The organism is Gilliamella sp. B2923, from assembly GCF_026536565.1.
In the GTDB taxonomy this organism is placed as follows: domain Bacteria; phylum Pseudomonadota; class Gammaproteobacteria; order Enterobacterales; family Orbaceae; genus Gilliamella.
Genome location: NZ_JAFNNZ010000009.1, coordinates 20,504 through 35,112, shown reverse-complemented (window position 1 = coordinate 35,112; position 14,609 = coordinate 20,504). Strand labels below are relative to the sequence as shown.

The window sequence follows — 14,609 nt, the reverse complement described above, 5'->3', positions numbered from 1 at the left end:
CTTTATTAATTTATAGTGCGATGTTTTTATTTTACTGCTGTTTAAGCGATTTGATTTTGGTAGGACGATTCATAGACAGCACGGTACCAATTGAAGACAAGATAATCAAGCCAATGGCTAACCACTGATAATGCGTTAACTGCTCGTGTAACACAATCAATCCCGAAAAAGCGGCAAATACCGGCGAAAGGCTCATTAAAGTACTAAATGTTTGAGCCGGTAACCGTGGAAGTGCCACCATATCTAACCCATACGGAATAGCAGACGCCAGCAACGAAACGAGAAAAATCAACGGCAAGAGCGAAATCGAAAACATCGCACTACCGCTTTGCCAAACACCAATTGGAAATAACAGTATTGAAGCAATAATTGCGCCCAATGCCACACTTGACGAACCATGTATTGCGCCGGCTTTGCGCCCAAAAAGAATATAACATGCCCAACAAGCACCGGCAGTTAATGCCATTACTATACCGATCGGATCTAATTCGCTCGAGGCTTGATGAATAGGCAATAACATCCCCAGACCAACTACCGCAATACCCAACCAAATAAAATCAGCTAACCGACGTCCGGAAAACATTGCCACCATAATCGGGCCGGTTAACTCAATGGCAACAGCAATACCTAACGGAATGCGTGAGATAGCATTATAAAAACTTAAATTCATGCACCCCATTGCCAATCCGTATAAGATGATATACCGCAAAGCTTGCTTAGTTATCGCTTTGCGCCACGGCTTAAAGATCATCGCTAACATCACCGATGAAAAGGTTAAGCGCCATGCAGTCATACCTTCTGGCCCAAGAACGGGGAACAGATATTTAGCAATAGAAGCACTGCCTTGAACCGAAATCATTGAAATAAAAATTAATAAAACTGGCCAAGATCTTTTAAACATAAATGATACCTTGTTCAAAAGGTACCGCCATTAAATAACACACGCTGTGATAGTGTGTATAAATGACAGTACCAAAAAATAATTGATGAAAAGATTGGTAACGCTGAGAAAGTAAAAGCAGTTAAATTAAATTGATAAACAGCACTTTTAAATCTTTAACGACACATAACAACTAGTTATCCCTTTTAACCGATAACAACGCAAGATCCTGCAATGCTTTTTTATAAGGAGAGTCAGGTAGAATCGCAATCACATCAAATGCTTTTTTTGCCTCTTGCTGCGCCACTTCTAAGGTAAATGCCAATGAGCCGCACGCATCCATGACCTGTAAAATACGATCTAACAAATGGCGCCCATTACCTTGCTCAATCGCTTGACGAATCATTGCCCTGTCATCAGCATTTGGCGCATGATGCATGGCATGCAGTAATGGCAGTGTTGGTTTGCCTTCGTTTAAATCATCCCCCAAATTCTTTCCTAATTTTTGATTACTATCAGCGCTGTAATCAAGTAAATCATCAATAATTTGGAAAGCAGTGCCTAAATATTTGCCATATTGTTGTAAGGCATACTCTTGTTGCTCATTTGCCTCAGCCAACACCGCTGCCGAATGAGAAGTGGCTTCAAATAGTCGGGCTGTTTTACGATAAATCACCTCTAAATACTGCTCTTTAGTGATATTAGGATCATTGCAATTTATCAGCTGTTGTACTTCGCCTTCCGCAATGACATTTGTCGCTTCTGACATAATGGTTAACACTTTAAATGATCCAGTGCGCACCATCATTTGAAATGAGCGGGTATAGATATAGTCACCCACTAATACACTGGCGGCATTACCAAACAGGGCGTTCGCTGTTGATTTGCCTCGTCTTAAATCAGATTCATCAACAACATCATCATGCAATAATGTTGCGGTATGAATAAATTCGATAAACGCAGCGGTAATAATATGCTTATCACCTTGATAATTTAGTGCCTTTGCAACTAGCAAAGCAATAATTGGACGGATACGCTTACCGCCACTGCTAATAATATAATTGCCCAGTTGATTAATCAAAGCCACATCAGAGTTAAGCTCTGCTTGGATTGCAGCATTAACTTTAACTAAGTCATCTTTTACAAGTTCAAGAATTTGATTCATTGATGGATCATTCATCCCTATAACCACTACCAATAATTACGATTTTGCTCTCTATTATCTGCTAAATATTTTTAAGCAACAAGTTATTGGTATATCATATTTAAAAAATATGCTACAAATGATACGCATTTTCATTTAGAATAGCTAACTTAAGTTACAAATAAACACTGTTATGAAGATCAACTTTAATATCGATATCAACACTGACAAAGCGCCACAAGTACCTGCAATTAAAAAGCAAGGTGGCTATTTCTATACGTCACTTTCGGTCATCACGCACTTATGTTTATTTGGATTATTATTCAGTTCAGCGCTGTTTGCCAATGAAATTGTTATTGATGAAGGGGATAACTCAATCAAAGCGGTAATGGTCGATCTTACCCAAATGGCAGCGCCGCAACAATCCTTAGTTGAAAACACGCCAGATATTAAAGGCGTTGAAGATAGTGAAATTATTGATAACAAACCTATTGAAGAGCCACCGGTTGAGCCAGTTAAAGAGCCGGAAGTTGTCAAAGAACCTGAGCCTGTAGTTGATACGCCAATTCCCTTACCGGAAAAAGAGGTAGTGGAAAAAAAAGAACCGGAGCCGGAGCCAAAACCGAAACCAAAGCCAAAACAAAAACCGAAACCAGAGTCGAAACCAACGCAACGATCGTCACGCCAACAAGTTCGTCAGGAAGCAATCACTCAAAATATTGCCAATACCGCCGTTGCGCCGCAAATTTCAGAAAACCGACAATATTCAGGCAATCCTTCGCCAATCAGTCGCAATCAACCCGAATACCCACGTCGAGCGCTGGATATGCGTTTAGAAGGTTATGTTATTGCACTATTTGATATCAACAGCGACGGACGAGTGGAAAATATCAGAATTATCGAAGCTCAGCCTAATAACATCTTTAATCGTTCGGTTATCAATGCCATGAAAACATGGAAATATAAACCGATTGTGGCCAAAAATTTAAAAATTAAAATCGTCTTTAATCGAGACCGTTCCATTAAATTAAATTAAATTAACGATCCGATTAACATCGCCCAACAAGTTATGCCCAAACAGTTCAGGCGTTCGCTATTATCACCATTTTATTTTGCTGATAATAGCGATACCAAAGCATTATTCCAAAAAACGTTACATCGGCTTTTTCATCAAAGCTTCGATAGCTAAAGGATCTTTAGGCACCTTAGCCGTTAATACTTCGTTGCCCGACGGTGTAATTAAAATATTATCCTCAATACGAATACCAATCCCTTTATAATGTTCGGGTACATCAGCATCTTTGTTGATATACAGCCCCGGTTCAACGGTTAGCACCATGCCGGGTTGTAAAATGCAATCTCGCCCTTGCCCCACATCGTGCACATCTATCCCCAGCCAATGCCCTAAACCATGCATATAAAATTCGCTATAAGCTTTATTGGCGATTAAACTATCGACATCGCCATGCATAATTCCGAGCTTAACTAAACCTTCAACCATAATACGTACAACCTGTTCATTAACAGCTAAAATGGTCGTTCCGGGTTTAAAGAGTTCAATGGCGTGATATTGTGCCGCCAGCACAATGTCGTAAATGTCTCGCTGAGCTTGACTAAACTTGCCATTAATAGGAAATGTTCGGGTAATATCCCCGGCATAATATTGGTATTCACACCCTGCATCAATCAACACCAAATCGCCATTTTTCAATTGATCGCAATTGTTCTCATAATGCAATATACAACCATTATTGCCACTGCCAACAATGGTATTGTAAGACGGAAAACGAGCGCCATGCCATGCAAATTCATGTAAGATTTCGGCTTCTAACTGATATTCATACAACGACGGCTGACATTTTTGCATCGCACGCACGTGCGCCTTTGCGCTAATGTCACACGCCTTGCGTAAAATCTGCAACTCATACTCCGATTTAAACATTCGCATTTGATGAACAATTGGGCGCCAGTCAATGACTGTCGTTGGTGCAACGCGTTTAACACGAGCGCCTTCTCTTAAAGTCATCAGTGCTTGTTTAACAATAGTGTCGGCATAATCATAATGCTGATCAGCATGGTAGATAGTGGTTTTGCCATCTAAGATATCGGGTAAAACAGTTACGATGTCATCAAAAAGGTAAGCTTCATCCACCAATACCGCTTCGAGCGCCGCTTGTTGTCCTAAACGATAACCTGTCCACGTTTCAGCCAGTGGGTCTTTTTTGCGATTAAATAGCACATATTTGGCATCATTAGACTGTTTAATGATTGCCAGTACCGCTTGTGGTTCACTAAACTGAGTAAAATACCAAAAATCACTATCTTGTCGATAAGGATAATGGGTATCATTACTGCGGGTCATTTCTGGCGCAGCAAAAAAGAGTGCCACACTATTTGGCACCATTTGAGCAAGCAGTTTCTCCCGACGAGCAAACAGCTCTGTTTTGATATCTGTGTTTGGCATTGTTATGACCTTAGCGATAAATAGAGATTAATGGATAGTTGGCATAATATCGGGCTCGTTAAACTCTTCAAAGCAGAGCATCGCAGTAATGCGTACATACTCTTTGATCTCTTCAAAAGCAAAACCCAGCTCTTGCTGATCTTCATCTTCATCAAAACCTAACTTAGCAATTTCCCTTAGATCATAAATCGCTTCGCCAACATCGCCTTTTATGCGACTTAATTTTGGCTGAACAAGCCCAATCCCTAACAGAAAATGATTGACCCAACCAACAAGATCATTGATTTGAGTAAACAGGTCTTGAGAGCTCAGTTGCAATTGGAACTCAAAATCTTCATCGGTTAACTGCTGCTTAGTTAAATGATATAAATTTTCAATCTGCTTATTTAATGGCTGAGCAATAGCCTGCCCATTATTTAACATATCTTCAACTAAAGGACGCCAGCTCTCATCGAGATTACCACCAGCTAATATGCCTGAAATAAAACCATGCAATTCGGCCGCACTTACCCCTATTTTATTTTGCATTAATTGGCGATTAAGTTCGTCATAATTGATCATATCAGTCATTAAATCCACCCTGATTTTCAGTTATATCAGTAAAAAATACACCCCCTGCACTTTCACTGATTATTAGTATATAATTCGTACCCAGTTAACAATAATAAACAGGTTACATTGCTTAATAAAGGAATTATTTTGAACATTTTAAGATTAGTTGTGAAATTTCCTCTACTATTATCACTGATTGCTTTATCATTAACCGCTTGTAGTGCATGGTTTACCAATCAAGGCATCATTATTCTTGATGTGCAGAATAAAACGCATACCTATGTAAGTAGCCAGAATTTACCTAGAAATTATCAATTGGGTAATGGCGAACAAGAGTTACAAAAATTTGAAACATTCTGCCGGGAAGAGATTAGAGCATCACAGCTTGACGGCAGTGAAGAGGTCGTCTTTGAAAATATCAAACATGGTATTCATGGACAGGTTGAATTTAATAAATGTAGTGACAAAGTCACTCGAATTTACCGATATTAAGATAATATCAGCTAGCTTTAGCAATAGAAGTGTAAATAAGATTGATTAATTGTAAAAGATCTATCAAATCTTACTAGCCTTTCTAGCTGTTTTTATTTATATTGGTTGTGTAAAAATGAAAATATTTTTGGGAGTAAAAATACTATGTACAAGCAAGATGTAACCATTACTGCATCTAACGGTCTTCATACCCGCCCTGCTGCACAATTTGTAAAAGAAGCAAAAAACTTTAACGCTGAAATCACCGTCACTTCAAACGGTAAAAGTGCCAGTGCTAAAAGTTTATTTAAATTGCAAACTTTAGGTTTAACACAAGGGACAACAATTACAATTTCTGCTGAAGGCGAAGACGAGAAAGAAGCAGTAAATCATTTAGTAAAATTAATTCCTGAATTGGAATAAAACTCCCAATAAGCTATAAACGGTTTTAATATTGAATAAGGATTAAATGTTATGGTATCAGGTATACTTGTTTCTCCGGGTATCGCTTTTGCAAAAGCGCTATTATTAAAAGAAGAACCTATTGTGATCAATAATAGGCCAATTCTTGATAACAAAATCGATGCTGAAATAGACCGCTTTAAACAAGCTCGTCAAAAATCAAGCGAGCAACTTAATGCGATTATGGAACGAGCAAAAACGACTTTAGGCGAAGATAAAGCAGCCATATTTGAAGGTCATATTATGCTTCTTGAAGATGAAGATCTTGAACAAGAAGTTATCTCTCGCATTAAAAGCAAACATTCAAGTGCTGATGCCGCAGTTCAAGCTGTATTTGAAACCCAAGCAAAAGAGCTAGAAAATTTAGATGACGAATATTTAAAAGAGCGTGCAGCTGATATTCGTGATATTGGTAAGCGATTACTAAAAAATATTTTAGGCATTGAAATCGTTGATTTAAGTGCGATTAGCCAACCATGTATTTTAGTGGCAACCGACTTAACACCGTCTGAAACAGCGCAACTTAATTTAGATATGGTATTAGGCTTTATTACTGATGCTGGTGGACGCACTTCGCACACCTCAATTATGGCACGTTCATTAGAAATTCCAGCCATTGTTGGTACATCAAATGCAACGCAAATGATTAAACAAGGTGACTTTGTTATTTTAGATGCGATCAACAACGCAATTTATATTAACCCGGATCACGCCACTCAAGAAAAACTTAAACAAGTTCAAGCAAAATACATCAGTGATAAAGAAGAGTTAGCCAAATTAAAAGATCTCCCTGCGGTCACGCTTGATGGTCACCAAGTCGAAATTTGTGGCAACATCGGTACTGTTCGTGATATTGCCGGAGCTGAGCGTAACGGCTATGAAGGTGTGGGGCTTTATCGTACTGAATTTTTATTCATGGATCGTGATGCGTATCCAAATGAAGAAGAACAATTCAAAGCTTACAAAGAAGTGGCTGAAGCGGCTAAAGGTTTATCCGTCATAGTGCGTACAATGGATATCGGTGGTGACAAAGATGTCCCTTATATGCACCTGCCAAAAGAAGAGAATCCATTCTTAGGTTGGCGTGCAATCCGTATCTGTCTGGATCGTAAAGAGATTTTACATGCACAGTTACGTGCTATTTTACGTGCTTCTGCATTTGGTAAATTACGTATTATGTTCCCGATGATCATATCGGTTGAAGAAATCCGTATCTTAAAATCTGAAATTAATATTCTTAAAGAACAACTCACCGCTGAAGGTAAAGCGTTTGATAAGGGTATTGAAATCGGTGTTATGATTGAAACCCCGGCTGCTGCGGTGATAGCTCGCCATTTAGCGAAAGAAGTTGACTTCTTTAGTATCGGAACTAACGATTTAACCCAATACACCCTTGCTGTTGACCGTGGTAATGAGCTAATTTCTCACCTGTATAACCCACTGTCACCATCAGTGTTAACATTAATTAAAAATGTTATTGATGCTTCTCACAAAGAAGGCAAATGGACGGGTATGTGTGGTGAACTTGCTGGCGATGAAAGAGCAACAGTTTTACTACTCGGTATGGGACTTGATGAATTTAGTATGAGTGCGGTATCGATTCCAAAAATCAAAAAACTGATTCGTAACACCAATTACGAAGAAGCGAAGAAATTTGCTGAAAATGCATTAGAAAAAGCAACAGCGAAAGAAATTCTTGATTTAATTGAAAAATATACCGCTGAAAAACAAATCTGTTAGGAGACAATAATGGGTCTATTCGATAAAATTAAGCAATTTGTGTCCGATGGTAGCAAAAATAGCATCGAAATTATTGCGCCACTAAGTGGAGAAATTGTCAAAATCGAAGATGTACCAGATGTGGTTTTTGCTGAAAAAATCGTTGGTGATGGCGTAGCTATCAAACCGTCTGGTAATAAAATTGTTGCACCATTAAATGGTAGAATTGGCAAGATTTTCGAGACAAATCATGCATTTGCAATTGAATCTGACGAGGGTATCGAGCTATTTGTTCACTTTGGTATCGATACTGTTGAGCTTAAAGGTGAAGGCTTTACTCGTATTGCAGAAGAAGGGCAACAAGTAAAAATTGGCGATACAATTATTGAAATTGATCTGCCATTACTTGAGAGCAAAGCCAAATCAGTGTTAACACCAGTTGTGATATCTAATATGGAAACTGTTGTTGAACTGACTAAGTTATCTGGCTCTGTTGAGGCAGGTAAAACACCAATTATGCGTGTAAAAAAATAACATCGCAAAAAGTTACTACTCATAAAAAAACCTTCAGTTTTCGCTGAAGGTTTTTTGTTGCAAAAACTCAAACACAGAGTTCAAATAATTGGTTTAACGCCATTTTTTGTATTGATTAATCAAGCTGTTGGTTGACTGATCATGTGAGCTAACGGGTTTATCATCCGCAAGTTCAGGTAAAATTCGACCGGCTAACTGTTTACCTAATTCAACGCCCCACTGATCAAAGCTAAAGATATTTAAAATAACGCCTTGCGTGAAGATTTTGTGCTCATACATCGCCACTAATGCTCCTAAAGTATATGGCGTGATTTTTTTCACTAAAATAGAGTTGGTCGGTTTATTACCTTCAAAAACTTTAAATGGCACTATCGACTTAACGTCATCGAGTTTTTTACCGGCAGCAATAAACTCTTGTTCAACTTGCTCAGCGGTTTTACCAAAGGCTAATGCTTCTGTTTGCGCAAAGAAGTTAGATAATAATTTAGGATGATGATCACCAACTGGGTTATGGCTGATTGCCGGTGCAATAAAATCACAAGGAATTAATTTTGTGCCTTGATGAATTAATTGATAAAAAGCATGTTGCCCGTTAGTACCTGGCTCACCCCAAATAATTGGACCAGTGGTATAAGTTGTTTTCTTACCATTACGATCAACGCTTTTACCATTTGACTCCATATTGCCTTGTTGGAAATAGGCAGCAAAACGGTGCATATACTGATCATAAGGTAAAATAGCCTCAGTTTCTGCGCCAAAAAAGTTGTTATACCAAATACCAATTAAAGCAAGCAACGTCGGAATATTTTTTTCAATCGGTGCACTTTGGAAGTGCTTATCCATGGCATGACCGCCCGCTAAAAACTGTTTAAAATTATCAAAGCCAATGGATAATACAATCGATAAACCGATTGCCGACCAAGAAGAGTAACGTCCACCAACCCAATCCCAAAACTCAAACATATTAGCGGTATCGATACCAAATTTTTCAACCTCTTTGGCGTTAGTTGAAAGCGCTACAAAGTGCAAGGCAACTGCTTTATCGTCTTTAGCGGCATCAAGCAACCAGTCACGTGCGGTTTGGGCATTGGTCATCGTTTCTTGTGTGGTAAACGTTTTAGAAGCAACCAAAAATAGGGTCGTTTCCGGATTTAAGCCCTTAAGTGCCTCAACAATATGTGTCCCGTCTACATTTGAAACAAAGTGCATAGTTAAATGATTTTTATAAGGGCGTAACGCTTCGGTAATCATCACCGGCCCCAAATCTGAACCGCCGATACCGATATTTACCACATCAGTAATTGCTTTACCGGTGTAACCTTTCCACTCACCGCTAATGACTTTTTTACTGAAAGATTCCATTTTTGCTAATACTGCATTGACCTCATCCATGACATTTTTACCGTCAACATAAATCGGCGTATTAGACACATTTCTTAATGCTACATGCAAAACAGCACGATCTTCAGTGCGATTGATTTTTTCGCCGCTGTACATCGCATTAATTGCGCCGTTTAAATCACACTCATCAGCCAACTGATAAAGTTGCTTAAGGGTTGCTTGAGTAATACGGTTTTTAGACAGATCAACCAAAAACTCATCTTCAAAAGGGATACTGAGTTGTTCAACTCGGTTTGGCTCCTCTTTGAGGATTTGGGCAATGGTTTTATCTTTTTGTTGTTGATAGCTTGCTTGAAGGGATTTCCAAGAAGAGGTGGTAGTTGGATCAATTGACTTTAACATAAACTTATTCCTTAAATAATATTGCACTATTAACCATGATATAACTATGCATAACATGATGCAAGATAAGGATTTATCCTTCAAAATGAAGTAAGTAGAAAAAATAATAAAAGTTATTTTCTTTTCCTAATCAAATAACTTGAATATAATGTTAAAGATAAGATATTTGATACATTTAACCTTTCAAAAAAAGATTTTCTAACGAATGATAACCAATAAAACAAATAAATTTCGTAGATTATTATATTAGGATATTTCATGCCCAATATTCAGACGCTAGTACCAGCTTTAGATAAAATCGTTCGTATTTGTGATTATTTAGATAGTCATAAAGGTGCAACTTTTAGTCAAATATTTCAAGACCTTAGTTTACCTAAAAGCAGTACTTCAACACTACTTAATGCATTAGTTATGCATGGTATCTTACGTCAAGATCAAAATAAGTTTTATCTTGGATTAAAATTGCATCAATGGGGTGATAAATCGTTGGAACAGTTCGATATCACCCAAATCGCTCAGCCATTGATGACTAAATTAAGAGATCAAACCAACTTAACTTGTCATCTAGGTGTTCTTGATGGGCTCTATTCTGTCTATATTGCTAAAATTGAAAATGATCAGGCAATTGGCATTCGTACCTGGATTGGCAAAAAATTACCATTACATAGTTCAGGTATTGGTAAAGCCTTAATAGCTTGGTTACCGGATGAAAAAATCGACCAACTGATACCCGAAGACAAATTGCCCAAATATACCGACACCACCATAACCAACAAAAAACAGTTAAAAAAAGAGCTGGCTAAAATCCGATCGCAAGGTTGGGCGTATGATAATCAGGAAGATGTAAAAGGCGTACATTGTATCGCAGCGCCGATATTTAATAAAAATCATGAACCAATTGCGGCGATAAGTATTTCCGGCGTTCTTTTTCAGCTACCGGTAGAGAAGATCGAAAAATACTCCGAGCTCGTCCGTAAAGCCTGCCAACAGCTAACCAATAAGTTTTAACAATATTGAATCATAACGATTCAATATTATTTTAACGCTTTTACTCAATACATTATTAAGCGATCTGCTTAAATAGCTCAATCAGTTTTTGTTTATCAAAAAATACCGGATTGGCACCAGCACAGGCATCTTTCATTGAATTTTCAGCCAATAATTCAAAATCAGGATTATTAACACCTAATTCCTTCAATGATTTAGGAATGCCGACTTCTTGCGCTAAATCTTCAATTCTTTTAATCACATAATCAACACACTCTTGATCACTTTTATCTTTTGTATCAAAGCCAATGGTTTGTGCAATCACTCTAAATTTTTGTGGTGCATGTTTAGCATTTTCTTTCTCAACTACCGACAACAGCATCGCATTACAAACACCATGCGGTAAATCATAAAGCCCGCCTAATTGATGCGCCATAGCATGCACATTGCCTAACCCGGCATTACTAAAAGCGATACCATTTAAAAAGCAGGCATAGCTCATCTGCTCTCTGGCTTGAATATCATCACCATTTTTAACCGCTCTGGCTAAATATTTAAAGGTTTGAGCGATAGCATATAATGCTGTTGAATCAGTAACATCCATCGCCCCTTTAGCAACCACCGCTTCAATTGCATGAGTTAACGCATCCATTCCGGTTGCAGCGGTTAAATTGGCAGGTTTAGAAATCATTAAATCCGGATCGCTAACGGTTATTGATGCCAGCGTATTAGGATCGACCATAATCATTTTTACATGTCTACTTTCATCGGTAATAACATAATTAATGGTGACTTCAGCAGAAGTGCCCGCTGTGGTTGCTATTGCCACAATAGGCAAACATTTTTGTTTACTTTTATGCATCCCTTCATAATCGGTAATTTTACCACCGTTGGTCGCCAAAACCGCAACGGCTTTACCACAATCTTGTGGAGAACCGCCACCGATTGAGACGATAAAATCGCATGCCGATTCTTGACATAACTTGAGTGCATTTTCAACATTGGCAACGGTTGGATTAGGTTTCACATCATAAAAAATAACTGATTCGATACCCTCTTTTTCTAAAATATCAACGACTTTATCGACCGTACCATTACCAAATAAAAACTTATCGCTAACCACAAATGCCTTTTTGCAATTCAATTTTTTTACGGGTACACCTAATTCAGATAGGCAACCTTTGCCTAATAAATTAACCGGCGGAATGTAATAAATCATATTTACCTCTTAAATTAATAACATCTTAAACAATTCCTAGAAAAGAACTTAATTTCATTATACGGAAAAAATAAACATGCAAAAAAAATAATTTTTACAATGAGAGGAGGATCACAAAATTTGTTTTCTTTTAAAATTTCGGATTGCAATTGAGAATTTTTTCACCAATAATCCGTTCAAGGCAAAGAAATAAAGTTCTATATCATGAACAAAGGAGAAAAAATGAGTCTGGCAAAATTTAAAGGAATATTCCCACCCGTTCCGACAATCGTCGATAAACACGGGGATCTTGATAAAAAAGGGATGGCTAATTTATTAGATCATCTGATTAACAATGAAGCTGACGGAGTTTTGATTTTAGGTAGCGGTGGTGAGTTTTGTCATATGCCACCTAAACTCCGATTTGAAGTGGCTGAATTTGCGGTTAAGCATATCAAGCAACGTATTCCGGTCATGATTGGTATATCCAGCCCGAGTACCAAAGAAACAATTGAATACGGTCAACATGCAGCACAAATCGGCGCTGATGCCGTTTTAGTTGTCAATCCTTATTATGCTTTATTGAATAGTGAGGCAATTTATCACCATTATAAAACTGTCGCTGAAAATATTAATATACCGATCCTACTTTACAATTTCCCCGCATTAACCGGTCAAGATATTGGTATAGATGTCATTACCCGATTGGCAAAGGATGTGCCAAATATTATCGGGCTAAAAGATACCATTGATAACATTAGCCATACACGGGAAGTGATCAACCAAGTGCATGCTTTCCGGCCTGATTTTATCATCTTCAGTGGATTTGACGAGTATATGCTAGATACGCTGATTTTAGGTGGTCATGGCGGTATTCCGGCTACATTTAACTTTGCACCTAAAGTTACCAAGGGAATCTATAAAGCGTTCAAGCAAAAGGATTATGAAACAGCATTTACATTACAACGTCAATTAGCAAAATTGATGCCTATTTATGCAATTGAAACCCCATTTTTTGCTGTTATTAAACAAGCGATCAAACTCACCGGTATCGATATTTCAACTGAAGTTTTAGCGCCGGTAAAAAAACTACCAAACAACAAACAAGACTTATTAGTTGAACTATTAAAGTCGGCACAAATTCCTATTATCAATAAATAATTGGAGGGATCCATATGAATAATATTGAAAATAAAACCATTCCTAAAGGTCGTTGGAAACATATCATTCCAGCAACCATTTTGGTGTATATAGTGGCATACATGGACAGAACCAATATTGCCATTGGTATTGCAGGCGGAATGAATAAAGATTTAGGTATGACAGCATCGTTTGCCGGTCTTGTCGCAGGAATCTTTTTTATTGGTTATATCTTTTTACAAATTCCGGGTGGTCAAATAGCTGAACGATACAGCGCCAAAAAATTTATTGCATGGACGATTGTTGTTTGGGGAGGTTTTGCAGCGATAACAGGGTTTGTTCGTGATCCGATTCAACTACTAATCATCCGTTTTATATTGGGAGTTGCTGAAGGTGGCGTTTATCCGGCTATATTAGCATTAATTGGGCATTGGTTTCCTAACCATGAAAGAGCTAGAGCAATAGCATTTTTCCAAATGAATTTAGCGGCAGCATCTATTATCACCGGCCCGTTATCTGGCTGGTTAATTGAAGTTTGGGGCTGGAGAGAGATGTTTATCATTGAAGGCATTATCTCGTTAGCACTGCTATTTGTTTGGATGCCACTGGTTTGTGATTATCCACATCAAGCTAAATGGCTCGATCCAAAAGAACTCGATTGGTTAAATCAGCAATTTGCCAAAGATAAAGCGCTGATAAAATTAGATGATAAAGCCAGTGTCAAAACCGTATTAAGCAGTATCAACTTATGGAAACTGGTGGCTATCTATTTCTTCTTCCAAATCGGTTTTTACGGTTTTGCCCTTTGGATGCCAATGTTAATTAAACAATTGACCGGTAGTGGTATGTCTATTGTAGGGCTATTAACCGCAGCGCCATACATTTTATGTATTTTCGGACAATATTATATTGCCAAATTATGTGACCAAACATTGAATCGTAGACTCTATACCGCCATTCCAATGATTGGATTTGCGATATGTTTAACATTATCAATATTATTAGAAAATTACACATGGCTGGCTTATGGAATGATGGTTTTATGTGGCTTTTTCCTACAAGCGTATGCCGGTCCATTTTGGACTTTACCCCCATTATTATTCCCGGCAAATGTGTTAGGCGGAGTGCGAGGAACAATCAATGCGCTAGGTAATCTAGGCGGATTTATCGGTCCATACCTTGTTGGTTTATTAACCGTAACCGTAAGTAAAAATGCAGGATTGTATACCTTAGTTGGGGCGTTAATTATGGCAATACTGTTATTGTTCACGCTACCGGCTATCACCGCAAAACCAACAAAATAAAAAAATTAAAA

14 protein-coding genes are annotated in these 14,609 nt (G+C 38.0%); 8 read left to right on the top strand and 6 right to left on the bottom strand.

All coding sequences use genetic code 11. The features are described 5' to 3' along the window. Nucleotides 1–31: 31 nt before the first annotated feature. Nucleotides 32–901, bottom strand: coding sequence for an EamA family transporter (locus tag J3U42_RS09880; protein ID WP_267336357.1), 870 nt, complete (start codon nt 899–901; stop codon nt 32–34). Between the two features lie 172 nt (nt 902–1,073). After that, a complete protein-coding gene (gene ispB / locus J3U42_RS09875; protein WP_267336356.1) occupies nt 1,074–2,060 on the bottom strand; it encodes an octaprenyl diphosphate synthase in 987 nt (328 codons plus the stop codon). Nucleotides 2,061–2,217: 157 nt separating this feature from the next. Between ispB and J3U42_RS09870 the strand changes: the two genes are divergently transcribed. Next, nucleotides 2,218–3,060 carry a TonB family protein gene (locus tag J3U42_RS09870; protein ID WP_267336355.1) on the top strand — a complete coding sequence of 281 codons (843 nt, stop codon included), beginning with the start codon at nt 2,218–2,220 and terminating at the stop codon, nt 3,058–3,060. Nucleotides 3,061–3,177: 117 nt separating this feature from the next. Here J3U42_RS09870 and pepP read toward each other — a convergent pair whose 3' ends face one another. Next, nucleotides 3,178–4,488, bottom strand: a complete 1,311-nt coding sequence (pepP, locus tag J3U42_RS09865) for a Xaa-Pro aminopeptidase (RefSeq protein ID WP_267336354.1) — start codon at nt 4,486–4,488, stop codon at nt 3,178–3,180. 27 nt (nt 4,489–4,515) lie between these two features. Then, nucleotides 4,516–5,058, bottom strand: a complete 543-nt coding sequence (locus J3U42_RS09860) for a UPF0149 family protein (RefSeq protein ID WP_220218236.1) — start codon at nt 5,056–5,058, stop codon at nt 4,516–4,518. 129 nt (nt 5,059–5,187) lie between these two features. Here J3U42_RS09860 and J3U42_RS09855 point away from each other — a divergent pair, with 129 nt between their 5' ends. The 4 genes from J3U42_RS09855 to crr all read left to right on the top strand — a co-directional run bounded on the left by J3U42_RS09855 (nt 5,188) and on the right by crr (nt 8,226). Then, nucleotides 5,188–5,532, top strand: a complete 345-nt coding sequence (locus tag J3U42_RS09855; RefSeq protein ID WP_267329058.1) for a hypothetical protein — start codon at nt 5,188–5,190, stop codon at nt 5,530–5,532. A gap of 144 nt (nt 5,533–5,676) precedes the next feature. Next, a complete protein-coding gene (ptsH, locus tag J3U42_RS09850) occupies nt 5,677–5,934 on the top strand; it encodes a phosphocarrier protein Hpr (protein ID WP_220218238.1) in 258 nt (85 codons plus the stop codon). 51 nt (nt 5,935–5,985) lie between these two features. After that, nucleotides 5,986–7,713 (top strand): phosphoenolpyruvate-protein phosphotransferase PtsI, encoded by a 1,728-nt coding sequence (gene ptsI, locus J3U42_RS09845; protein WP_220218239.1) that lies wholly within the window; start codon nt 5,986–5,988, stop codon nt 7,711–7,713. A gap of 9 nt (nt 7,714–7,722) precedes the next feature. Next, nucleotides 7,723–8,226, top strand: coding sequence for a PTS glucose transporter subunit IIA (gene crr / locus J3U42_RS09840; RefSeq protein WP_220218240.1), 504 nt, complete (start codon nt 7,723–7,725; stop codon nt 8,224–8,226). Nucleotides 8,227–8,319: 93 nt separating this feature from the next. Here the strand turns inward: crr and pgi are convergent, their stop codons facing one another. Further along, the gene (pgi, locus tag J3U42_RS09835) at nt 8,320–9,969 is read right to left on the bottom strand and encodes a glucose-6-phosphate isomerase (RefSeq protein ID WP_267336353.1); all 1,650 of its coding nucleotides are present in this window, start codon (nt 9,967–9,969) and stop codon (nt 8,320–8,322) included. A 258-nt stretch (nt 9,970–10,227) separates the two neighbouring features. Between pgi and J3U42_RS09830 the strand changes: the two genes are divergently transcribed. Further along, a complete protein-coding gene (locus J3U42_RS09830) occupies nt 10,228–10,977 on the top strand; it encodes an IclR family transcriptional regulator (protein ID WP_267336352.1) in 750 nt (249 codons plus the stop codon). A 55-nt stretch (nt 10,978–11,032) separates the two neighbouring features. On the opposite strand, the gene J3U42_RS09825 is transcribed toward J3U42_RS09830, so the two are convergent. Next, nucleotides 11,033–12,175 (bottom strand): iron-containing alcohol dehydrogenase, encoded by a 1,143-nt coding sequence (locus tag J3U42_RS09825; RefSeq protein WP_267336351.1) that lies wholly within the window; start codon nt 12,173–12,175, stop codon nt 11,033–11,035. Between the two features lie 222 nt (nt 12,176–12,397). Between J3U42_RS09825 and J3U42_RS09820 the strand changes: the two genes are divergently transcribed. Further along, nucleotides 12,398–13,315, top strand: coding sequence for a dihydrodipicolinate synthase family protein (locus J3U42_RS09820; RefSeq protein ID WP_267336350.1), 918 nt, complete (start codon nt 12,398–12,400; stop codon nt 13,313–13,315). 14 nt (nt 13,316–13,329) lie between these two features. Beyond that, entirely contained in the window at nt 13,330–14,598 is a 1,269-nt protein-coding gene (locus J3U42_RS09815) for an MFS transporter (protein ID WP_220218245.1), read from the top strand. Nucleotides 14,599–14,609 lie beyond the last annotated feature (11 nt).

Coding starts and splice junctions, on each gene's coding strand:
- crr (WP_220218240.1), top strand. CDS start 7,723: ATGGGTCTATTCGATAAAATTAAGCAATTTGTGTCCGATGGTAGCAAA.
- pgi (WP_267336353.1), bottom strand. CDS start 9,969: ATGTTAAAGTCAATTGATCCAACTACCACCTCTTCTTGGAAATCCCTT.
- J3U42_RS09860 (WP_220218236.1), bottom strand. CDS start 5,058: ATGACTGATATGATCAATTATGACGAACTTAATCGCCAATTAATGCAA.
- pepP (WP_267336354.1), bottom strand. CDS start 4,488: ATGCCAAACACAGATATCAAAACAGAGCTGTTTGCTCGTCGGGAGAAA.
- J3U42_RS09815 (WP_220218245.1), top strand. CDS start 13,330: ATGAATAATATTGAAAATAAAACCATTCCTAAAGGTCGTTGGAAACAT.
- J3U42_RS09870 (WP_267336355.1), top strand. CDS start 2,218: ATGAAGATCAACTTTAATATCGATATCAACACTGACAAAGCGCCACAA.
- ptsI (WP_220218239.1), top strand. CDS start 5,986: ATGGTATCAGGTATACTTGTTTCTCCGGGTATCGCTTTTGCAAAAGCG.
- ispB (WP_267336356.1), bottom strand. CDS start 2,060: ATGAATGATCCATCAATGAATCAAATTCTTGAACTTGTAAAAGATGAC.
- J3U42_RS09880 (WP_267336357.1), bottom strand. CDS start 901: ATGTTTAAAAGATCTTGGCCAGTTTTATTAATTTTTATTTCAATGATT.
- J3U42_RS09820 (WP_267336350.1), top strand. CDS start 12,398: ATGAGTCTGGCAAAATTTAAAGGAATATTCCCACCCGTTCCGACAATC.
- ptsH (WP_220218238.1), top strand. CDS start 5,677: ATGTACAAGCAAGATGTAACCATTACTGCATCTAACGGTCTTCATACC.
- J3U42_RS09830 (WP_267336352.1), top strand. CDS start 10,228: ATGCCCAATATTCAGACGCTAGTACCAGCTTTAGATAAAATCGTTCGT.
- J3U42_RS09825 (WP_267336351.1), bottom strand. CDS start 12,175: ATGATTTATTACATTCCGCCGGTTAATTTATTAGGCAAAGGTTGCCTA.